Below are 21233 nucleotides of genomic sequence, written 5' to 3' on the forward strand. Positions count from 1 at the left end.
CGCGCGGCCTACGGTGCGAGTTCCTTGGGCAGGCCAAAGCGTGGGAACAGCGCCGCCGTGTCCAGGAACGAGTTCATCGCGGTGATGCGGTCGCCCGAGAGCTCGAGCACGATGAGCGCCCACGGCTGATGAGGCTGCCCCGGCTCACTCCCCGGCCGGTACTGTCCGAAGGCGGGCGAACCACACGCCAAGGTCGGCACCAATCGGGAGCCACGGCAGCCCGAGCCCCGCCCCAATAGCCAGGCGCTGATCGCCTCGTGACCGCGAAGCCACAGCGAATAGGGCGGCATCGAGAGGGTCGCGTCCTGGTGGAGCAACTGCGTGAGCGCGGTCACGTCATAGCGCTCGAAGGCCTCGACGTACTGGTCCACGAGCGTGGACTGCGCGTCGGACAGGGGTGCGCGGGCCTGGGTGAGATCATGGGTGGCGAGTGTCGCCCGCGCTCGCTGAAGGGCGCTGTTCACCGAGGCGACCGAGGTGTCGAGACTCTCGGCGGTCTCGGCGGCGGACCAACCGAGGACCTCGGTCAACAGCAGCACCGCGCGCTGCTTGGGCGGCAGGTGCTGGAGCGCGGCCACGAAGGCCAGACGGATGCTCTGGCGCAGCATCAAGCGCTCAGCGGGGTCCGCATCCGCGGGCACGGCGAGCGCGTCGGGAATGGGCTCGAGCCAGTAAGAGCCTGGCCTCGTGGTGAGCGTGTCATTCACCGTGCCCACGGGACCCGTCTCCATCGGGCGCATGCGGCGCGAGTTCTCACTCAGCGCGTCGAGGCACACGCGGGTGGCGATGCGATAGAGCCAGGTGCGCAGGGACGCGCGCTGCTCGAACCGGTCCAGGTTGCGCCACGCCCGAACCATCGTCTCCTGGACGGCGTCGTCGGCTTCCGCGGCTGAGCCGAGCATGCGGTAGCAGTGGCCGGTCAGCGCGGCGCGGTGTTCCTCGAGAGAGTGGGCGGTGTCCATCGCTCCGGTAACTATCAGGCCGCCCGGTTACTTCGCGATCTCCAGCAGGAAGTCGATGAAGGCCCGCACCCGGGCGGCGGGCAGTTCACGGGAGCGGTGGTACACGTAGACCGGATACTTCTCGTCCGACCAGGCGGGCAGCAACTTCACCAGCCGTCCCGAATCGATCAGGTCCCGCACACTGAACTCGAAGGGTTGGCCGATGCCATGGCCGCTCAGCATGGCGCCAATGAGGCTGCCCGAGTCATTCACCACGAGCCGTCCCTGGACGTTCACGGGAATGACTTCCTCCCCGCGTTGGAACTCCCACTCGAAGTGGCTCTCGGTGAAGGGATTGCGGACGCGGATGCATTCGTGGCGGCCCTGGGCCAGCTCGCTCGGATGCTTTGGCCGTCCATGCCGCGCCACGTACTCGGGCGAGGCACACGTCAGTACCCGGGAGCGCGCGAGCTGGCGGGAGATGAGGCCCGAGGGCTCGGCCTCGCCGAAGCGCACCGCCATGTCCAATCCCTCGGCGACCAGGTCTCCGATGCGATCGCGCACCACCAGCTCCACCGACAGCGCCGGGTAACGCGCGAGGAACTCGCCCAGGCGGGGGGCGAGCACGTTATGCCCGAAGGCGGAATCGACGTTCACGCGCAACAGGCCCCGTACCGCGCCCGCCGCGTCGGACACCGTCGCCGCGGCGTCCTCGATGCCCGCGAGCAGGGGCGCCACCTGCTCGTAGAAGCGCCGTCCCTCGTCGGTCAGGCTGACGGCTCGCGCGGTGCGATCGAACAGCCGCACCCCGACACGCTGCTCCAGCCGGGCCACCGCGCGGCTCACTCCCGACTGCGTCATGCCGAGGCTCTCCGCCGCTCGGATGAAGCTTCCCGCGTCCACCACCGCGGCCAGGACACCCATGCCTCCCAGGAGTTTTCCATCGACGGCCATGCATGACTCCTCGTCATCCAAGGACTGAATCCTATGAGGTGGTGGCATGGGGGGTCGACTTCTATGTTTCGCGTGTCTGGACGTCACGACGACGTCCGGCGAATGGGTCCACACCCAGGGAGAGCGTCATGGAAATCCAAGGCAAGGTCGTTGCGATCACGGGGGCGTCGAGTGGGATTGGCGAGGCCACGGCGCGCAGGCTCGCCGCGCAGGGAGCACGGGTCGTCGTTGGCGCACGGCGCACCGCGCGTCTCGAGGCGCTCGTCGAGGACATCCGCCGCCAGGGGGGCGAGGCCGCGTACCGGCAGTTCGATGTGACCCGCCGGGAGGACGTGCGGAGCTTCGTGGGGTTCGCCGTCGAGCGCTTCGGCCGGCTCGACGTGCTCGTCAACAACGCCGGCGTGATGCCGCTCTCCCTGATGGAGCACCTCAAGGTCGAGGAGTGGGAGCGGATGGTCGACGTCAACATCAAGGGCGTGCTCTACGGCATCGCCGCCGCGCTGCCGCTGTTCAAGGCGCAGGGCTCGGGGCAGTTCGTCAACATCAGCTCCGTGGGCGACCGCGTGGTGGTGCCGACCTCCACGGTGTACTGCGCGACGAAGTTCGCCGTCCGGGCCATTTCCGAGGGCTTGCGTCAGGAGGTCGGCGGCTCCATCCGCGTCACGCTCGTGGCTCCCGGCGTGACCGAGTCGGAGCTGGCGGAGTCGATCTCAGATCCAGAGATGAAGCGCTCGGCGATTGAAGATCTCCGCAAGAGCATCATCCCCGCGGACGCCATCGCCCGCGCGATTGCCTTCGCCATCGGCCAGCCCGCGGACGTCGACGTCAATGAACTCGTCGTCCGGCCCACGAGCCAGACGTTCTGACCGCCGGGCCTCCTCGTGACGCCTCCAGGACAGTGGCTCGGAGGGGCTCCTCACTCCATGCGTCCGCTCCGCGAGCGCGCTGGTAGCTTCGAGACTCGTGAGGGCGGAGCAACCCGTCCCTTGTCGAGAGGAGTTTCAAGCGTGTCGAGACTGATGGGCGGTCTGTTGATGTTGGGGCTGCTGGGCGCATGCCGGACCACGCAGGAGGGCGCGCCGCGGGAGGGCGCGTCGCGCGAGGCGAGTCTGTCCGTGCGGTCGGGGGCCTCACTGGAGCAAGCACCCGTGTGTGGCGCGGAGCTTCCGGCGTGCGCCGAGGGCAAGAGCTGCATCGCCTTCACCCTGGAAGGGGAGCGGCAGGCGCGCTGCCTCGACGCGACGAGCGCCTGCTCCGAGCTGTTGTCGTGCTCGGACGGCGCCAGTTGTGTCCTGATGGAGTCCTACCCGCTCCAGCTCAGGTGCTCGAGCCCCTGAGCGGGGCTCTCAGTACCACTGCGCCTGACCCGCCACCCACGTGGCGAGCACGGTGAGGTCCGGCCGCAGCAGGGCGAGGTCCGCGCGGTAGCCCCGCGCGATCCGCCCGAGCTGACCCTCCAGTCCGAGGAAGCTCGCCGGGTAGAGCGAGGCCATGCGCAGGCTGTCCTCGAGGGGTAGCCGGAGCAGGCGCACGCAGTTGCGCACCGCCGTCACCATGTCGATGTCGGCGCCGGCCAGGGTGCCGTTCTCCGTCACCAGCCGCCCGTCCCGGCGCAGGATGGTTTGCCCATAGAGGGTGAAGGAGCGCGCGTCGGTGCCCACCGGTGGCATGGCGTCCGTCACCAGGTACACCTTGCCGGCCGGCTTGCTCTTCACGAGCAGGCGCAGCAGCGACGGGTGGACGTGGACGCCATCGGCGATGACGCCGCACCAGGCCTCCTCTGACTCGAGCGCGGCCAGGGCGGGGCCTGGCTGGCGGTTGGTCAAGGGAGGCATGGCGTTGAACAGGTGGGTGAAGCCGCGCACGCCCGCGCGCAGGGCATCGCGGGTGCGCTCGTAGGGCGCCGCCGTGTGGCCCGCCGCGAGCAGCACTCCCGCCGAGGCGAGCCGCGTGAGGAGGCCGTCCTCCACGCGCTCGGGCGCCAGCGTCATCAAGAGCCGGCCCGAGCGGGGGGCCAGACGCCCCGGCAGTGCCATCAGGTAGTCGATGTCCCGGGCATCGGGCGTGCGGATGAAGCGCGGCTCATGCACGCCGGGCCGGTCGCCGCTGATGAAGGGGCCCTCCAGGTGGATGCCGAGCACGCCACTGGAGGGACGGGCCATGGCCTCGAGGGTGGCCTCGCACGCCCGCTGCATCTTCGCCTGCTCGTCCGTGATGAAGGTGGGCAGCAGTCCCGTCGTGCCCGAGCGCCGCGAGGCCGCCGCGATGGCGAGCGCCGCCTCGGCGGTGGGCGTGTCGTTGAACAGCACGCCGCCCGCGCCGTTGACCTGGGTGTCGATGAAGCCGGGCACCAGGAGGGCGTCCCCGGGCAGCCGGACCAGCTCGGCGTTGGTGGGCGCGGCCGGAGCCGGCACCACGGCGGCCACGTGCCCGTCCTCGAGCACCACGCAGTGGCCGTCCACGAATTGCTCGCCCGTGAAGACCCGGGCCCCACTCAGCACGCGTTTCATCACACGGTCTCCGTCACTTTGCGCAGGTGGGGGGGCGCGTCCGGGTCGAGCCGGCGCGCCACGGCCAGCCGGTGCACCGCCATGTAAAAGCTCTGCACCTGGCACAGGGGGGCGATGGCGGTGGGGATGCCGGGGACGGTCGGCAGCGCTTCCGTCCCGGGCACGTCGAGCACCGAGCGGACCTCGGCGCCCAGCTCGACGAGCCGGCGCACCACGTCCCGGGTGCTGCCCGCGGAGTTGTCCTCCTGGCCGAGCGCCAGCACGGGGAAGCCGGGGCCCACCAGGGCCAGCGGGCCGTGGAGCACCTCGGCGGTGCTGAAGGCCTCGGCGTGCAGCCGACACGTCTCCTTGAACTTGAGCGCCATCTCCAGGGCGGCGCCCAGGCCGATGCCGCGTCCGAGCACGTACAGGCCGCGCGCCTCGGCGAGCCGCAGCAGCGCGGGAGACCAGTCGAGCGCGCGCGCTGCCTCCAGGGCCTCGGGGAGCCGGGTCACCGCGTCGCGCAGCTCCGGCTCACCGGACCAGTGCGCCACGAGCTGCAGGAAGGCGAGGCCGGAGAGCAGGTAGGACTTGGTGGCGGCCACGCTCTGCTCGGGGCCGGCGCACAGCGGAACGCCCACGTCGCACATGCGCATGAGCGGGGAGTCCTCGTGGTTGACGAAGCCGACGACGAGCGCGCCCGCCTCGCGCGCCGCTTCCGTCAGCCGCAGCAGGTCCGGGCTGCGGCCCGACTGCGACACGGCGATGAAGAGGCTGTCCTTCCAGTCCAGCGGGGTGTTGTAGACGGACGCCACGCTCGGCCCCACCGAGGCCACGGCGCGGCCCAGCGTGGTCTCGATGAGGTACTTGCCATAGCTGGCCGCGTGGTCGGAGCTGCCGCGCGCACAGGTGATGATGAAGCGGGGCGGGTGCTGACGCAGCCGCGCGCCCAGCTCGGCGAAGGTGCCCGAGCAACGGGTGATCTGCTGGCGTGCGGCATCCGCTGACTGGGCGGCCTCGCGCGCCATGGCGGGGACCTGCGGGGCCATGGGATGGACGGGTTGGGGAGTGAGGCTCATCGGTTCACCTCTCGGGCCGGGGCGGCCAGGTTCAATTCGACGATGAAGTCGTAGGCGTCGCCCCGATATTGGGAGCGGACGAACTCCAGCGGGGTGCCGTCCTCGAGCAGCGTGCGCCGCTCGATGTAGAGGGCGGCAGAGCCCTCGGGCACGCCGAGCTGCTCGGCCTGTTCGGCGGGCAGCTGGATGGCGGACAGGCGCTGCAGGGCGCGGTGGGGCGTGAAGCCCTTGCGCCGGAGCGTGTCATAGAGCGAGCCCTGGACCTCCAGGGGGTCGGCCAGGAAGCGCGTGGGGATGACCGCCATCTCCAGCGCCATGGCGTTGCCGTTGGCGGTGCGCAGGCGCTGCATGCGGCTGACGGTGGCGCCCGGGCTCAGCCCGAGGGCCAGGGCCTCCTCGGGGCTCGCCGCCGTCACCGTGCGGTTGAGCCACAGCGAGCCCGCGGTGAGGCCTCGCGAGGTCATGTCCTCGGAGAAGCTGGTCAGCGTGGACAGGCGCTGCTCCACATAGGGGCTGGTGCCGCGGTTGACGAAGGTGCCCACGCCCTGGCGCTGTTGCAGCAGGCCCTCGTCCAGCAGCTCCTTGATGGCCTTGCGCACCGTGACGCGCGACACGCTGAAGCGCTCCGCCATCTCCCGCTCGCCGGGCAGCGCGTCCCGGTGGCCGAACCGGCCGCTGACGATCTGCCCCCGCAGGTAGCGCGCGAGCTGGAGGTAGAGCGGCAGTGGCAGATCGTTGGACAGCGCGTCCCGGTCAAGGGCTTCCACTCCGCTCTGATGAATCGACATGACTCCTTCTTCCTTGGGCTCGTAATACCACGAAGATACCACTTTAAGACCATGACGCAAGCCTGAAACACGACTTCCAGGTTCTATTAGACAAGTTAAGTTCTTGAAATCACGGGTAGTTTTGGGAAAATCCACCTGTGTCGAGCTTGCTCGCCTGCCGAAATGGCAACTTCGACGTTGAAATCAGGAATCGTGCTGGTATGGTGCAGCAGTCCAATCTAATACCAGTTGATCCGGGGGAGGCCACGTTGATGAAGGAGACGGAAGCGGCGGCCCGGCGATTCCAGGGGCTGGATGGTTGGGGGACCGCGGAGGTGCTCGAGACGCTGTGGAGCGGTCAGTCGCGGGCGATGGCCGCCTGCCTGCCCGCGCTGCCCGCGTTGGGACGGGCCGTGGACGCGGCCCGGGAGCGGCTGGCGGGCACCCAGGGACGGTTGATCTACGCGGGAGCTGGCTCGGCGGGTGCGCTCGCGGCGCTGGATGCGCTGGAGCTGCCCGGAACGTTTGGCTGGCCGTCGACCCGGCTCTCGGTCCTGCTGGCCGGCGGGTTGGATCTCGCGCGGGGCCTGGACGCGGGGGCCGAGGACGACGCGGGCACGGGCCGCGCCCGGGTGGCGGAGCTGCACCCCGGTCCGGCGGACGTGGTGCTGGGGGTCTCCGCCAGTGGCGGCAGCGCCTTCACCGTGGGCGTGGTGGAAGAGGCCCGGCGCCGGGGCGCCCTGACGGTGGCCATCGCCAGCGTGGAGGGCTCGCCGCTGGTGGCCGCCGCGGAGCACGCGGTGGTCGTGCACACGGGGGCGGAGGTGATCGCCGGCTCCACCCGGCTGGGCGCGGGAACGGCCCAGAAGGTGGTGCTCAACCTCTTCTCCACGGCCGTCATGACGGGCCTGGGCCTCGTCTTCGACAACATGATGTGCAATGTGCGGCCGGACAACGCGAAGCTGCGCCAGCGCTGCGTCACCATCATTTCCCGTATCGCCGGAGTCGGCGAGCCCGCCGCCGCGGACGCGCTCGCCCGCCACGGAGACATCCCCCGCGCCGTCCTCGGGCTCGCGGGCCTGTCCCCGGCCGATGCCGATCACGCCCTCGTTCGCTCGGGGGGTAACCTGCGCGCCGCTCTGGAGAGCGCATCCAAGGAGAAGGGCGAACCATGTCCTCGCTGAGCTCACCCGTGGAGACACAAGCCTTGTCCTCGTTGAAACTCGTCGCGCCGATCGCCGGTTGGGCGACCCCGTTGGAAGAGGTTCCGGACCCCGCCTTCGCCCAGCGCATGGTGGGAGATGGCATCGCGGTCGACCCGACCTCGTCCGAGCTGCGCGCCCCGTGCGAGGGCGTCGTGGTGTCGGTGCACGCTTCGCGTCACGCCTGCACGCTGCGCACGGGGACGGGCGCGGAAGTGCTCCTGCACATCGGTATCGACACCGTGAACCTGCGCGGCGAGGGCTTCATCGCCCACGTCCAGGAGGGGCAGCGGGTGCAGGTGGGCGAGCCGCTCATCGGCTTCGACATGGACCTGGTGGCCCGCAAGGCGCGCAGCCTGTTGACGGTGATGGTGGTGGTCAACGGGGACACGCACACGGTCAAGCAGAAGGTGGAGGATCGCGCGGTGGCGGTGGGCGAGCCCCTGCTGGAGGTCGAGGGGGGCACGGCGCAACCGGTGGCCGAGGTGGCGGGAGACTCGTCCGCGCGGCGGGTGCGGCTGCTCATCCCCCATGGTCTGCATGCCCGTCCCGCCGCCGTGTTCAGCCGTCACGCCACGATGCACCCGGGCGTGGTGCGCGTGGCGTGTGGCGAGCGCACCGTCAATGGCAAGAGCGTCGTGGGGCTGATGAGCCTGGGCGCCCGCCATGGCGACACGTTGACGATCTCCGTCGAGGGAGCGCAGGCCGAGCAGCGCGTCCAGGCCCTGGTGGACCTGGTGACCAGCGGGTTGGGTGACACCCTCCAGCCCATCGCCGAGTCCTCCGCGCCCGTCGAGGCGCCCGTGACCGCGTCCGCGTCCGCCGCGGCGTCCTTCTTCCCGTCCGACCGTCCGGCCCTGTTCCAGGGCACGTCGGCCGCTCCGGGCGTCGCGGTGGGCATCGCCATCCGGGTGCTCGAGGATCAGGTGGAGCTCAACCAGCGGGGCCGGGGCCTCGCGGAGGAGCAGCGCCGCCTCTCCGATGCGCTCGCGGGCGTGCGCCACGAGATCGAGCTGATGATCGAGCGGTCCACGGCGGACGGGGCGCACACGGAGATCTTCCGCGCGCACCTCGAGTTGCTCGACGACCCCGAACTCAATGATGCCGCGGGCCGCTCCCTGTCGGCCGGACACAGCGCCGAGTGGGCGTGGCGCTCGGCGACCGAGCTGCACGTGGGGATGCTGCAGGAGCTGGAGAACGAGCTGCTGGCGGAGCGTGGCGGGGACCTGCGCGACATCGGCCGGCGCGTCATCGCCTTGCTGACGGGCAAGAACGGCTCGCGCGTTCCCACCGAGCTGCCCTCCAACGCCATCCTCGTCGCCGATGAGCTGCTGCCCTCGGACCTGGCGGAGGTGCCGGCGGGCCGGCTGGCGGCCCTCTGCACCGCGAAGGGCGGCCCCACCTCGCACGTGGCCATCCTGGCCGCGGGGCTGGGCATTCCGGCGGTGGTGGCCGCGGGCGACGCGGCCCTGCGCATTCCCACGGGCGCGACGCTGATCGTCAACGGAGACCGGGGCGAGGTCCAGGTCCACCCCAGCGCCGCCCAGCAGGAGGCCACCCTGAGGGCGCTCGCCGAGCGGGCCACCCGCCGCGAGGCCTACCTGGCCCAGGCGCACGAGGGGTGCCACACGCTGGATGGCGCCCGCATCGAGGTCTTCGCCAACCTCGGGCGTCCCGGTGACGCGGCGGCCGCCGCTGGCCAGGGCGCCGAGGGGTGCGGACTCCTGCGCAGCGAGTTCCTCTTCCTGGAGCGCACCACCGCGCCGAGCGAGGCCGAGCAGACCGCGCAGTACCAGACGATCGCCACGGCCCTGGCCGGCAGGCCGCTCGTCATCCGCACGCTCGACGTGGGCGGTGACAAGCCCCTGGCCTACCTGCCCCTGCCGCGCGAGGAGAACCCGGTGCTCGGCCTGCGCGGCGTGCGCGTGTCGCTGCGCTACCCCGAGCTGCTGCGCACCCAGCTGCGCGCCATCCTCCGGGTGAAGCCCGAGGGCGTCTGCCGCGTGCTGGTGCCCATGGTCACCTCCGCGCACGAGCTGCGCGCGGTGCGCGCCATGCTGGAGGACGAGCGCCGGGCGCTGGGGGTCTCCACGCCGGTGCAGCTCGGCGCGATGATCGAGGTGCCCGTGGCCGCGGTGCTCTCCGAGCGCCTGGCGGCCGAGGCGGACTTCCTCTCCATCGGCACCAATGACCTGACGCAGTACGGGCTCGCCATGGACCGGGGCAATCCGCACGTGGCGGCGCAGCTCGACGGCCTGCACCCGGGCGTGCTGCGGCTGGTGGCGCAGACGGTGGAGGGCGCGCGCAAGCACTCCCGCCCGGTGGCGGTGTGCGGCGGCATCGCGTCGGACGCGCGCGCGGCGCCCCTGCTCATCGGCCTGGGTGTCACCGAGCTGTCGGTGGCTCCCTCGGTGATTCCCAGTCACAAGGCCCTCATCCGCACCCTGTCGCTCTCCGCGTGCGCGGAAGTCGCGCGCAAGGCCCTGGAGCTGGAGAGCGGTGACGAAGTGCGTGCCCTCGTGACGAATACCTGGCCGGGCCTGTGACCGGTCGCATTGCCTCAACGGAGAGAGAAGCATGGTGAGCAACAAGTTCGCGGGAGTCCAACAGCTAGGGCGCGCCCTGATGTTGCCCATTGCGGTGCTGCCCATCGCGGGACTCCTGCTGCGTCTGGGACAGCCAGACCTGCTGGGTATCAGCTTCATGGCGGCCGCCGGCGGCGCCATCTTCGACCACCTCGGCCTGCTGTTCGCGGTGGGTGTGGCGGTGGGCTTCGCCCGGGAGAACCATGGCGCGGCGGGGCTCGCGGGCGCCGTCGGCTTCTTCATCACCATCGAGGGCACGAAGGCGCTCGTCCAGGTGCCTCCGGCGGTGCTCGAGGGGCTGGTGGGAGCGGCCCGGGACCTGGCGGTGTCGGGCTACAAGGCGCGCCTGGAGTCGAAGATCAGCATGCCGGCCGGCATCCTGTCCGGCCTGTTCGCGGGCATGCTGTACAACCGCTACAAGGACATCAAGCTGCCGGAGTACCTGGCGTTCTTCGGCGGGCGCCGCTTCATCCCCATCATCACGGGCCTGGCCTGTCTGGTGCTCGCGCTGGTGTTCGGGTTTGGCTGGCCGGTGATCGAGGGCGCTCTGGACGCGGTGACCCGCTCGGTGTTCAGCGCGGGCCGGTTCGGGCTGTTCCTGTATGGCTTCTTCAACCGCCTGCTGCTCGTCACGGGCCTGCACCACATCCTCAACAACGTCGCCTGGTTCCTCCTGGGCGACTACAACGGCGTGACGGGAGACCTGAAGCGCTTCTTCGCGGGTGATCCCACCGCGGGCGCGATGATGACGGGCTTCTTCCCGGTGATGATGTTCGGCCTGCCCGCGGCGTGTCTGGCCATGTACCGGGCGGCGCCCGCGCACAACCGGGCCAAGGTGGGCGGCCTGCTCACGTCCATGGCGCTGACGTCCTTCCTCACCGGCGTCACCGAGCCCATCGAGTTCGCCTTCATGTTCCTCGCGCCGCCGCTGTACCTGCTGCACGCGGTGCTCACGGGCGTGGCGCTCGTGGCCATGGACATCCTGGGGGTGAAGCTCGGCTTCGGCTTCTCGGCGGGTCTGTTCGACTACGTGCTCAACTTCAAGCAGTCCACCCAGCCCTGGCTGCTCCTGCCGGTGGGTGCGGCGTACTTCGCCCTCTACTACGGGCTGTTCAGCGTCTGCATCTCGCGCTTCGACCTGAAGACCCTGGGCCGGGAGGACGAGGCTCCGGCTCCGGCCGCTGGCGCCGCCTCCCTCGATGGCGGCTTGTCGGCTCCCGCCCTGACCCGGGGCGAGGCCTGGCTCAAGGCGCTGGGCGGCGCGAGCAACATCCAGACCGTCGACGCCTGCACCACGCGGTTGCGCTTGACCGTGGCGGACAACGCTCGCATCGACGAGCCGGCGCTCAAGTCGCTTGGCTCGCGAGGCGTCATCCGTCCGTCGCCCGGCAGCGTCCAGGTCATCATCGGGCCGCAAGCGGATCAGGTCTCCTCCGAGATTCAGGAGGTCCTGCGCGGCGGCGGTGCCCGGGAGGGCGCCCCGGTTTCCGGCAGCGCCGAACAGGTGCTGGCCCGGGGGGTGCTCCAGGCGTTGGGAGGGGCCTCCAACGTGCGTGAGGTGGGCTGCTGCTCCACCCGCCTGCGGCTGATCGTCGTCGATGATCAGCGCGTCAACGACACGGCCCTGAAGGGGCTCGGAACGCGGGGGGTGGCCAAGCCCTCCGCGGGTTCCATCCAGGTGATCATCGGACCCACGGCGGAACGCGTGGCCGATGAGCTGCGTGCGCTGCTGCGCTGACGCACGGCCCCTTCTTTCACAGCACTCCGTCCAGGTGTCCTGGGGAAATTGGCGCCAGCCATTTCCCCGGGGTAGGGGGAGGGCTGTCTCGAGTACCACCCACGGGTGGGTTTTCCTTTCGGAGGCAACATGAAACGTTTGCTGACGTCTCTTCCTCTCATGGCGATTCTCTCTTCGGGATGCACCGACCCCAATGATCCGCCGGCGCCTGGGCCGGGCAACCCTCCCCCCACGGAGCCGACCACGAAGGTTCCGGCCGCGCTCGCGGTGGAGTGGGAGCCCACGGACAACTCGGTGGGAAGCTGGAAGTTCTTCCGCTCCACCTTCACCCTGGAGAACAAGGGCCCCGGTGAGCTGGGCAACCAGGGCTGGAAGCTCTACTTCAACTTCGTGCGGCGCATCCTGAACGAGGGCGAGGGTGACGCGACGGGCGTGCAGGCCCTCGCGAAGCAGGGGGTGAAGATCTCCAAGCCGGCCAGTGGCGACTACTACGTCATCGAGCCCCTCCCGGACTTCAAGCCCATCGCCCCGGGCGAGCGGCGCGCGATCGACGTGCTCGCCAGTGATTGGGCCATCCTCAAGACGGACGCGCCGGCGGGCTTCCACATCGTCTTCACCGGGGAGAAGTTCTCCGACAAGACCGCGTTCGCCGTCCCCTTGACGGTCAAGCTGGACGCGAACGACCCGAAGCAGACCACGCGCTTCGAGGGCGACGTGATGCCCGTGCAGACGCCCGGGCTGCGCTACGACGAGAACCCGGCCCGCCAGACGCTGGACCTCAAGGCGCGGCTGCTGCCCGCTCCTCGCACCATCGAGGCGGTCGCAGGTCAGGTGTCGCTCAAGGGCGACCTCGCCATCGGCTTCGTCGAGGGGTTGAAGGACGAGGCCTCCTACCTGGCCGCCGCGCTGAAGGACGTGCTGGCGGCGAACATCACCTCGCGGGCGACGGGGGGCGGCGAGCAGATCCGCCTGGAGTTCAAGCCCGACCTGGCCACGGCCGAGGGCTATGAGCTCGACGTGAAGGATGGCTCGGTGACCATTCGCGGCAAGGACGCCGCGGGGGTCTTCTATGGCATCCAGACGCTCCGGCAGCTCATCCCCACGGAGGTCTATACCGCCGCGAAGAAGGGCGCGCGTCCCCAGGAGATCATCCTGCCCGGGGTGCACATCGCCGATGCTCCGGGCTTCACCTACCGCGGTATGGCTTTGGACGTGGGGCGTCACTTCCAGACGAAGGACACCGTCAAGCGGCTGCTGGACGTGCTGGCGCACTACAAGATCAACAAGTTCCACTTCCACCTGACCGATGACGAGGGGTGGCGCCTGGAAATCCCGGGCATCCCGGAGCTGACGAGCTACGGCTCCCGCCGCGGCTTCGACCCGACCGAGGAGGAGATGCTCCACTCCGGGTTTGGCTCGTCCAACGATCTCGCCGAGGGCGATCGCATCTCGCTCAAGCCGCCCGCGCCCTCCAACGCGGATCCGGTGAAGGACGCCCCGCAGGGCTACATTCCCGAGACGGTCAACTTCCTGGGCAAGGGCAGCGGGTACTACACGGTCAAGGACTTCGAGGAGATCCTCGTCTATGCCAAGGAGCGGCACATCGACGTGATCCCCGAGGTCGACGTCCCCGGCCACTCGCGCGCCGCCGTGAAGGCCATGGAGTACCGCTACCGCAAGCTCAAGGACTCGGACCCCGCGCAGGCCGCCGCCTACCGGCTGGTGGACCCGGCGGACACGTCCAAGCACGAGAGCGTCCAGATGTACACGGACAACTTCATCAACCCCTGCCTGGACACGTCGTATGCCTTCCTGACCAAGGTCGTCCAGGAGATCAAGGCGCGCTTCGACGCGGTGGGCGCCCCGCTCTACGCCATCCACGGCGGCGGTGACGAGCTGCCCTCCTTGAACAACGGTCACGTGTGGTGGCAGGGCTCGCCGCTGTGCAAGCAGAACCCCGAGACGCGCGAGCTGACCGACATCCAGCTCTTCAACCACTTCTTCAAGAAGTGGCAGGGCATCATCGCCACCACGGGCGGCACGCAGATGACGGGCTGGGATGACATCATCCACAACGGTCAGGATCTCCCCGGCTTCCTCCCCATGCCCTGGAGCAACGTGTGGGGCTGGGGCCGCGAGGATGATGCCTACAAGTTCGCCAACCAGGGCTACAAGGTCATCCTCTCCCACTCGACCAACCTCTACCTGGACCTGGCGTACAACAAGGATCCGGACGAGCCCGGCTACTACTGGGCCAACTTCGTCGACACGAAGAAGACGTTCGAGTACCGGCCCTTCGACGTCTACGCCATCGCCACCCAGGACCGGATGGGTAACGCCCTCGACGCGTCGACCTGGAAGGACAAGGTTCGCCTGACGGCCGAGGGCAAGAAGAACATCCTCGGCATGCACGGCCTGCTCTGGGCCGAGAACCAGAAGAGCCCCGCCCTCCTGGAGTACTTCGCGTTCCCGAAGATGCTCGGCGTGGCCGAGCGGGCCTGGAACCCGGAGCTCCCCGACGTGAGTGAGATGCCCGCCCTCTGGGCCCACTTCACCAACAGTCTGGGCCAGTTCGTACTGCCGCGTCTGGACGGCTACCGCGCGGTGGACCTGCGCTCGGAGTTTCCGAGCCGCGTGGGCGTGAACTACCGCATCCCGCTGCCGGGCGCGAAGCTCATCGACGGAAAGCTGAATGCAAACGTTCTCTTTCCCGGCCTGGTCATCGAGTACTCCACGGACGCGGGCGCCACCTGGAAGGAATACAAGGAGCCCGTCGCCGTCTCGGGCGCGGTTTCCGTCCGGGCCCGCGCGAGCGACGGCCGCACGAGCCGCGTCGCCACGCTGAAGTAACAATCGAATATCCAGACCCGACAGAACTGCTGGACTGGGAAGAGTGAGAAAAAAATGAATCTGGGTTTTGGACGTGTTGACCCGGATTTATAGAATGCCCACTCTATCAAGATGAACCCGCGCGATTCCGGCGCGGGGCATCGCGAGCGCGCGGTGGACGCGCGCTTCGCCCCGCTTCATTCCAAGCAACCAGGAGTTCGAACATGCGTCTCAACAAATGGGCCGTGGGTCTGGTCTTTTCCGCGCTGTCCGCGGGATGTGGTTCGGAAGTGTCGTCGGCGGTGGAGGGGGGCGTCGGCAGTGTGATGAAGGCCCCGCTCGCGGATCCGGCCTGGGCGCCGGGTGTGGCCTACGCGCAGGGCGCGCGGGTCTCCTACGGTGGCAGCTCCTATGAGTGCCGTCAGGCCCATACCTCGCTGCTGGGCTGGGAGCCCCCGGCGGTCCCGGCGCTCTGGCTGGCGGTCTCCACGGGTCCCACCGATCCTCCCCCGACGGGCGGCGACACGACGGCCCCCACGACGAGCCTGAGCGCCAGCTCCACGTACTTCACGGCCGCGGGCACGCTGAACCTGACGGCCACCGCCACGGACAACGTGGGCGTGACGAAGGTGGAGATCCTCCAGAACGGCGCCGTGGTCTCCTCGAGCAAGACCTACAGCCGCACCTTCGCCTCGGGCCAGAATGGCACGTACACCTATACGGTGAAGGCCTATGACGCCGCGGGCAACGTGGGCACCCAGACCGTCACCGTCACCGTGGCGATCGGCACCACGCCGCCCCCTCCTCCTGGCGGCAAGCGCATCGTGGCCTACTTCACCGCGTGGGGCATCTACGGCCGCAACTACCAGCCGTCCCAGGTCCCCGCCGGCAAGCTGACGCACCTCAACTACGCCTTCTCCAACATCTCCGCGGACGGCAAGTGCATCCTCGGTGACTCCTACGCCGACATCGACAAGGGCGGCGGCTACCCGAACGAGTGGGACCCCGGCCAGCTGCGCGGCAACTTCCGCGCCTTCAAGGAGATGAAGAAGAGCTACCCCAACCTCAAGCTGCTCATCTCCGTGGGTGGCTGGAGCTGGTCCACGTACTTCTCCAAGGTGGCGGCCACCTCGGCCTCCCGCTCGGCCTTCGTGAAGTCCTGCGTGGACCTGTACATCAAGGGCCAGTTCCCCGGGGTCGACGCGGCCAACGGCGCGGGCGTCTTCGACGGTATCGACATCGACTGGGAGTACCCGGTGGGCGGCGGGTTGCCCGGCAACATCACCAGCCCCGCGGACAAGCAGAACTACACGCTGCTGATGCAGGAGTTCCGCAACCAGCTCAACGCCGTCTCCTCGCAGACGGGCAAGTCGTACCTGCTCACGATCGCCTCGGGCGCCTCGCCGGACCTGCTCGCCAACAAGCAGGAGACGAAGAACCTGGCCAACGTGCTCGACTGGATCAACGTCATGTCCTACGACTACCACGGGGCCTTCGAGAGCTCGACGAACTTCCAGTCCGCGCTCAACCGCGTCACGGGTGACCCCGCGGCGAGCTCCGGCTTCTACACCGATGGCTCCGTGGCGAAGATGCTCGAGCTGGGCGTGCCGGCCAACAAGATCGTCGTGGGCGTGCCCTTCTACGGCCGCGGCTGGGGCAACGTGCCCTCCACGAACAACGGCCTCTTCCAGAGCGGCACCCCGACCGTGGGCACCTGGGATGATGGCACCTCCGGGCCGACGGGCGTGTTCGACTTCAAGGACATCAAGAACAAGTACGAGGGCAAGAACGGCTACACCAAGTACTTCCACGCGGAGGCCAAGGAGGCCTACGTCTACAACCCCAACACGAAGATCTGGATCGCCTACGACGACGCGCAGTCCATGTCGGCCAAGGCGGACTACATCCTGAGCAAGGGGTTGGGCGGCGCGATGGCCTGGGAGCTGAGCTCGGATGACGGCACGCTGCTCGACACGCTGTACCAGAAGCTGAAGTAGGAGCGCCTCGCGCTCCCTTGAATGTCTGTCACTGGCCGGTGGGGGGATGAATGCCCTCACCGGCCTTCGTCGTAGGTTTTCAGTTCAAGACCCCCACCCCCCACCGTCCTGTTCCCGCCATGCAAATGATGAGAGCCAATGTCCCTGGTCGTCGTCCGGTGATGGTCCATGTGGAGGAGCCTCGCCTCCGCGCGGTGATGGAAGGACGGCGAGAAGACGCCGAGGCCCTGGTGGCGCAGCTGCTGCCCCGGGTGCGCAACCTGGTGCGTTACTCGGTCCGGGCGGACTCCGACGTGGATGACATCACCCAGGACGCGTTGATCGCCATCCTGCGGGGGCTGCCGTCCTACCGGGGCGAGGGCGCCTTCGCGTCCTGGGCGGACCGCGTGGTGGGGCGGGTGACCTTCGCCGCCTCGAAGCGCGCGCGTGTCGAGCGCACGCGGCTGAAGCAGGACGAGGAGGACGACTCGGCTCCGCTGCTGGCCGACGACGCGCCGCCCGAGGACTGCATCCTGCGGCGCCGGATGGAGAAGCTGCTGGACAAGCTCTCCGAGGAGCAGCGGCGGGCCCTGGTGCTGCACCACGTGATGGGGATGAGCGTGCCGGAGATGGCGGAGGAGCTGGAGGTTCCCTTCGAAACCGTCCGCAGTCGTCTCCGCCTGGGCAAGGCGCACCTTCGGGAGCTGCTGTTCCGCCAGGTGGGCCACGAACAGGTTCTTCCCTGACGGGCTCCACCGGTAGACGTCCCAGCGGGTACGCGTCAACCACCCACGTACCCGGGGAGCCCGCTTCCTAGTACTTCGGCAGGCTGGGGATGCTCTGGTTGCAGTTGCTGGTGATGCCGAGGATCTGGCAGACCTTCTGGCCCGTGGCGTTCACCGACGCCGCACCGGCGGGAGCAGGCATGTGGACCCGCTCCTTCCAGATCTGCCACACCATCATTCCGTCCGTCGCCTTGCCCTTGTTCTTCATGTACGTGGCGAGCGTCTCGACGTTGTAATACTTCGTCGCCATGTTGTTCTGTCCGGTGAGCATCTCGGCGTCGTACACCGTGCCGGGCTCGGCGTTGAGCTTCAACGTCGCGCCGCCCGCGCCCTCGGGAGCGATCTCCAGGCCCATGGCGATGGGGCCGCCGTAGATGGCCCGGTACGACTCATAGCCCTCGCGGGGGTCGTAGTAGTCGCCCCCGTCGTAGGACATGAGGTTGATGTGGCTCAGCTTGGAGCCGTGGTTCTTCACCACGCTGTACATCGTTCCGCCGAAGGGCGAACCCCACTGCACCTTGCCCTCCTCGAAGGGGGTGCCCTTCACGTAGTAGGCGCCCGTGGACCAGCCCGCGATGGAGATGCCCAGGTTCAGCCCGCGGCCGCGGATGGTGTTGTGCAGGGTGGTGATGATGTTGGCGATCTCCCCGTCCTTGCTGCAGCTGAACTGGTCCGCCGTCAGCTTGTTGCAGCTGCTGCCGCTCGACTCCCAGTCGATGTCGATGCCGCTGGCGCCCAGGTCTTGCGCCAGGTCCACCACGTGCCCCGCGTTGAAGCGCGACCACTGGTCCCCCTGGCTGTAGCTCCAGCCGCCGACGGAGATCCACACCTGGGTGCCGCGGGTGCGCAGCGCCTGGATGTTGTTGATGAGCGTCTGGGCCTGCTCGCGCGTGAACTTCTTCTGCCCGCTGTTCGTCGTGGCGCCCTCGGCGAACTCGAAGCCCGCCACCGCCTGATCGAACTCGTACGAGCCCTTGGTGTACGCCATGTCGGGCCGGACGAAGGAGAGGTTCAGGTGGGTGTAGTAGCTGGGGATGTTCGCCGTCGTCAGGTCATTGATGCTCGTGTTCCACGAGCTGGCGTACCCGATGTACATGCGCCCGCCGGGAGGAGGCGGAGGAGGGTAGATGTTCGGCAGGTTGGCCTGGACAGTCACGCCGCTCGAGGTGGCGGTGTTGCCCGCCGCGTCATAGGCCTTGGCGGTGTAGCTGTAGGTGCCATTCTGGGCGCTGGAGCTGAAGGCATCCGACGCGGTGAAGGGGCTGCTGCTGTCGGTGCTGAAGAGGGTGCCGTTCTTGTAGAACTCGACCCGGCTCACGCCCACGTTGTCACTGGCGGACGCGGTGAGGCTCACGTCGCCCGGGCTCATGATCTGGGTGGGGGTGGCCGTCAGGCTCACCGTGGGGGGCGTCTTGTCCGAGGGCGTGGTGCTGCCCGAGCACGCATAGCCATTGATGGAGCAGCTGGCCACGCCGCTGTAGCTCCCGGTGCCATCGAAGGACACGGTCACGCTGCCATTGGCGGGCACGACGTTGCCGCCCCAGCTGTTGGGCAGCAGGGTCCACGAGCCATCGCTGTTCTTGGTGGCCGAGCCGCCCGCGCCCCAGGGCGAGCCGCTGACGCCGGCGGCGCCGTTGAACTTCACGGTGAGTGCCCACTCGGTGATGGGGCTGCTCGTGGTGTTCTTGATGGTGGCCACGCCGCTGAATCCACCGTCCCAGCTCGCGGTGGTGGACACCGTGGCGGTCAACCCCGTGGCGGTGGCCGCCAGCTCGGACACCTGGGAATGAGCCGACGCGGGCAGCTCCGGCTCAACCCCCTGACATGCGGTGAACAGACTCAACAGGCCAGGAACGACGAATTTCGACGACCGACGCATGAGACCTCCGGGACCACGGGAACATGAAGACAGACAATCTCTAGAGAGGTTGAAACCCGCCCTTTCGGGTCAATCCGTCTCCATGTTCCGGGCCGCCAGAGATCCCTGGCGGAACGCCGATTACAAGCTGTCCAGGTAGGCGCGGTGGCTGTTGGAGAACTCGTAGTTGGTGAACTTGTCCCAGTTGATGGACCAGGTCATCAGGCCCTTGAAGTCGGGGTAGCCCGAGGACTTGCGCAGCACGTAGCTGCCGCCGAACGACTGGCCCTTGATGAGGTAGCCGAGCGCCTTCTGCACGTTGGCGGGTGTGGTGTAACCGCCACCAGCGGCCTGGGGCGAGGAGGGCAGGCCAATCACCACCTGATCCGGGCGGAGCGCCGGGAAGATGTTGCTCGCGTTGCCGCCGACCGGGAAGCCCTGCAGGAGCATCTCGGCCATGGCCACGTGGAAGTCCGCGGTGCCCTGGGCATACGCGCGGCCATCCAGCGCCGTCACGGTGCCGGTGTTGTAATGCTGCACGTGCAGGTACGTCAGCCGGTCACGGAACGCGTAGATGACCGGCAGGTAGGCGCCCCACGGGCCGCCGTAGGCGGAGTAGCCGCCCTGCACGTAGGCCGTCTCGGGCGCCATCGTGAGCAGGAAGCTGGAGCCGTAGCGGCTGAGGAGCTGCCGGACGCCGGCGATGAGGTGGGTGATCTTCGGCGTGGTCGGGTTGCGGAAGTCGGTGTCCCCGCCGTTGAGGGACAGCGAGCTGCCCTCCAGGTCGATGTCCATGCCATCGAAGCCATACGTGTCGATGATGGACTGCATGGTGGTGACGAAGTTCTGCTGCGCGGTGGAGGTGGCCAGATCCACCGTGCCGTTGGCCCCGCCCAGGGAGATGAGGACCTTCTTGCCCTGGCTCTTCAGGTAGGCGATGTCCGCCTTGAAGTCCGCGACCGTCGCGTTGTAGGGCGAGAACGCCATGTTGCCCGTGGAGGGGCCGCCCACCGGCTCGGCGAAGGCGACCTGGATGACGTTGAACTTGGGCGAGATGTCACGCAGGCGGATGTTGGTCGAGCCGTTGTCGAAGTTGTGCCAGTAGCCGACGATGACCTTGCCGCTGCTCACGGGGGGCGTGTTGGTCGTCGTCACCGAGATGCTGTTGCTCGCCGTCGAGCGGTTGCCGGCCGCGTCGCGGGCCTTCACGCTGAAGGTATACGTGGTGTTGGCCTTGAGGCCGGACACGGTGGCGCTCGTCGTGGTGCTGGTGGCGGACGCGGTCGTGGAGGAGCCGGTGAACACCTCGTAGCCGGTGACGGCCACGTTGTCCGTCGAGCCATTCCACGCCAGGGACACGCTGTCGCTGCCCGTGGAGGTGGAGCGCAGGCTCGAAGGGGCCGTCGGCGCCTGGTTGTCGGCGACGTTGGGGGGCGTGGTCACGCTGAACGCCGCGCTCGCCGCCGAGCGGTTGCCGGCCGCGTCCCGGGCCTTCACGGTGAAGGTATACGTGGTGTTGGCCTGGAGGCCGGACACGGTGGCGCTCGTCGTGGTGCTGTTGGCGAGCCCGGACACGCCGCCGCCGCTGAAGGACACCTCGTAGCCGGTGACGGCCACGTTGTCCGTCGAGCCATTCCACGCCAGGGACACGCTGGTGCTGCTCGTGGCGGTGGAGCGCAGGCTCGAGGGCGCCGTCGGCGCCTGGGTATCGGTGGGGACGCTGCTCCCCTCCAACCACAGCGCGGGGACGTTGGGCGGCTCCCAGCCGACCAGCGACGTGTGGGCCTGGCGGCAGTCATAACCCTTGCCGCTGTAGGTGACGCTGTCGCCCTGCGCGTAGCCGACGTTGGGGGCCCACTCACCGCGTGCCGCGGCGGCGGCGAGGGTGGGGGACAGGCCAACCAGCAGCGCCATGGCGGCGGCCAGGATGAAGCTTCCCGGTCCGGACCCGCGGATTCGACTCGACGAATACATGGATGATTCCTTCTGGGTAGATGAGAGGTGAGGGGTGGAGGGTGAAGGGAAGGAGA

The 21233-nt window shown here is 68.8% G+C and carries 15 protein-coding genes; 8 read left to right on the top strand and 7 right to left on the bottom strand.

Annotated features, from left to right (window positions below; all coding sequences use genetic code 11):
- Window positions 1-8: 8 nt before the first annotated feature.
- Together D187_RS24980 and D187_RS24985 are read right to left on the bottom strand one after the other, a co-directional pair.
- Entirely contained in the window at window positions 9-962 is a 954-nt protein-coding gene (locus D187_RS24980) for a sigma-70 family RNA polymerase sigma factor (RefSeq protein ID WP_002621708.1), read from the bottom strand.
- A 27-nt stretch (window positions 963-989) separates the two neighbouring features.
- Complete coding sequence (locus D187_RS24985) at window positions 990-1895, bottom strand: LysR family transcriptional regulator (protein ID WP_002621710.1); 906 nt, start codon at window positions 1893-1895, stop codon at window positions 990-992.
- 128 nt (window positions 1896-2023) lie between these two features.
- On the opposite strand from D187_RS24985, the gene D187_RS24990 reads away from it, so the two are divergent.
- Window positions 2024-2761, top strand: coding sequence for an SDR family oxidoreductase (locus tag D187_RS24990; RefSeq protein WP_002621712.1), 738 nt, complete (start codon window positions 2024-2026; stop codon window positions 2759-2761).
- 141 nt (window positions 2762-2902) lie between these two features.
- Window positions 2903-3232, top strand: a complete 330-nt coding sequence (locus D187_RS24995; RefSeq protein WP_002621714.1) for a hypothetical protein — start codon at window positions 2903-2905, stop codon at window positions 3230-3232.
- A 9-nt stretch (window positions 3233-3241) separates the two neighbouring features.
- Here D187_RS24995 and nagA read toward each other — a convergent pair whose 3' ends face one another.
- From nagA to D187_RS25010, 3 genes are read right to left on the bottom strand one after another with little or no spacing between them, the layout of a single operon-like run.
- Entirely contained in the window at window positions 3242-4405 is a 1164-nt protein-coding gene (nagA, locus tag D187_RS25000) for an N-acetylglucosamine-6-phosphate deacetylase (protein ID WP_043431372.1), read from the bottom strand.
- Window positions 4405-5463 carry an SIS domain-containing protein gene (locus D187_RS25005; RefSeq protein ID WP_002621719.1) on the bottom strand — a complete coding sequence of 353 codons (1059 nt, stop codon included), beginning with the start codon at window positions 5461-5463 and terminating at the stop codon, window positions 4405-4407. Before D187_RS25005 ends, nagA begins: the two co-directional genes overlap by 1 nt.
- Window positions 5460-6251, bottom strand: a complete 792-nt coding sequence (locus tag D187_RS25010) for a GntR family transcriptional regulator (protein ID WP_043431374.1) — start codon at window positions 6249-6251, stop codon at window positions 5460-5462. The genes D187_RS25005 and D187_RS25010 overlap by 4 nt, the downstream gene beginning before the upstream one ends.
- Before the next feature lie 200 nt (window positions 6252-6451).
- Between D187_RS25010 and D187_RS25015 the strand changes: the two genes are divergently transcribed.
- The 6 genes from D187_RS25015 (at window position 6452) to D187_RS25040 (ending at window position 17306) form a co-directional block, all read left to right on the top strand.
- Window positions 6452-7414 (top strand): N-acetylmuramic acid 6-phosphate etherase, encoded by a 963-nt coding sequence (locus D187_RS25015; protein ID WP_002621723.1) that lies wholly within the window; start codon window positions 6452-6454, stop codon window positions 7412-7414.
- Complete coding sequence (ptsP, locus tag D187_RS25020; RefSeq protein WP_002621727.1) at window positions 7402-9978, top strand: phosphoenolpyruvate--protein phosphotransferase; 2577 nt, start codon at window positions 7402-7404, stop codon at window positions 9976-9978. The genes D187_RS25015 and ptsP overlap by 13 nt, the downstream gene beginning before the upstream one ends.
- A gap of 31 nt (window positions 9979-10009) precedes the next feature.
- Window positions 10010-11755, top strand: coding sequence for an N-acetylglucosamine-specific PTS transporter subunit IIBC (gene nagE / locus D187_RS25025; protein WP_002621728.1), 1746 nt, complete (start codon window positions 10010-10012; stop codon window positions 11753-11755).
- Window positions 11756-11884: 129 nt separating this feature from the next.
- Window positions 11885-14605 carry a beta-N-acetylhexosaminidase gene (locus tag D187_RS25030; protein ID WP_043431377.1) on the top strand — a complete coding sequence of 907 codons (2721 nt, stop codon included), beginning with the start codon at window positions 11885-11887 and terminating at the stop codon, window positions 14603-14605.
- A gap of 203 nt (window positions 14606-14808) precedes the next feature.
- The gene (locus tag D187_RS25035; protein ID WP_002621732.1) at window positions 14809-16581 is read left to right on the top strand and encodes a glycosyl hydrolase family 18 protein; all 1773 of its coding nucleotides are present in this window, start codon (window positions 14809-14811) and stop codon (window positions 16579-16581) included.
- A gap of 161 nt (window positions 16582-16742) precedes the next feature.
- Window positions 16743-17306 (top strand): RNA polymerase sigma factor, encoded by a 564-nt coding sequence (locus tag D187_RS25040; RefSeq protein ID WP_002621733.1) that lies wholly within the window; start codon window positions 16743-16745, stop codon window positions 17304-17306.
- Window positions 17307-17373: 67 nt separating this feature from the next.
- On the opposite strand, the gene D187_RS25045 is transcribed toward D187_RS25040, so the two are convergent.
- Window positions 17374-19224: an Ig-like domain-containing protein gene (locus tag D187_RS25045; RefSeq protein ID WP_020918256.1), complete on the bottom strand. Its 1851-nt coding sequence runs from the start codon at window positions 19222-19224 to the stop codon at window positions 17374-17376.
- A 120-nt stretch (window positions 19225-19344) separates the two neighbouring features.
- On the bottom strand, window positions 19345-21177 hold the full coding sequence (locus tag D187_RS25050; protein ID WP_002621739.1) for a fibronectin type III domain-containing protein: 1833 nt from the start codon (window positions 21175-21177) through the stop codon (window positions 19345-19347).
- Window positions 21178-21233: the final 56 nt, after the last annotated feature.

The sequence above is a fragment of the Cystobacter fuscus DSM 2262 genome, assembly GCF_000335475.2.
Lineage (GTDB): Bacteria > Myxococcota > Myxococcia > Myxococcales > Myxococcaceae > Cystobacter > Cystobacter fuscus.

Excerpts from the sequence above, each read along its gene's own strand:
- nagE (WP_002621728.1), top strand. The coding sequence starts at position 10,010 with ATGGTGAGCAACAAGTTCGCGGGAGTCCAACAGCTAGGGCGCGCCCTG.
- D187_RS24985 (WP_002621710.1), bottom strand. The coding sequence starts at position 1,895 with ATGGCCGTCGATGGAAAACTCCTGGGAGGCATGGGTGTCCTGGCCGCG.
- ptsP (WP_002621727.1), top strand. The coding sequence starts at position 7,402 with ATGTCCTCGCTGAGCTCACCCGTGGAGACACAAGCCTTGTCCTCGTTG.
- D187_RS24980 (WP_002621708.1), bottom strand. The coding sequence starts at position 962 with ATGGACACCGCCCACTCTCTCGAGGAACACCGCGCCGCGCTGACCGGC.
- nagA (WP_043431372.1), bottom strand. The coding sequence starts at position 4,405 with ATGAAACGCGTGCTGAGTGGGGCCCGGGTCTTCACGGGCGAGCAATTC.
- D187_RS25035 (WP_002621732.1), top strand. The coding sequence starts at position 14,809 with ATGCGTCTCAACAAATGGGCCGTGGGTCTGGTCTTTTCCGCGCTGTCC.
- D187_RS25005 (WP_002621719.1), bottom strand. The coding sequence starts at position 5,463 with ATGAGCCTCACTCCCCAACCCGTCCATCCCATGGCCCCGCAGGTCCCC.
- D187_RS25045 (WP_020918256.1), bottom strand. The coding sequence starts at position 19,224 with ATGCGTCGGTCGTCGAAATTCGTCGTTCCTGGCCTGTTGAGTCTGTTC.
- D187_RS24990 (WP_002621712.1), top strand. The coding sequence starts at position 2,024 with ATGGAAATCCAAGGCAAGGTCGTTGCGATCACGGGGGCGTCGAGTGGG.
- D187_RS25015 (WP_002621723.1), top strand. The coding sequence starts at position 6,452 with ATGGTGCAGCAGTCCAATCTAATACCAGTTGATCCGGGGGAGGCCACG.
- D187_RS25030 (WP_043431377.1), top strand. The coding sequence starts at position 11,885 with ATGAAACGTTTGCTGACGTCTCTTCCTCTCATGGCGATTCTCTCTTCG.
- D187_RS25050 (WP_002621739.1), bottom strand. The coding sequence starts at position 21,177 with ATGTATTCGTCGAGTCGAATCCGCGGGTCCGGACCGGGAAGCTTCATC.
- D187_RS25010 (WP_043431374.1), bottom strand. The coding sequence starts at position 6,251 with ATGTCGATTCATCAGAGCGGAGTGGAAGCCCTTGACCGGGACGCGCTG.
- D187_RS25040 (WP_002621733.1), top strand. The coding sequence starts at position 16,743 with ATGGTCCATGTGGAGGAGCCTCGCCTCCGCGCGGTGATGGAAGGACGG.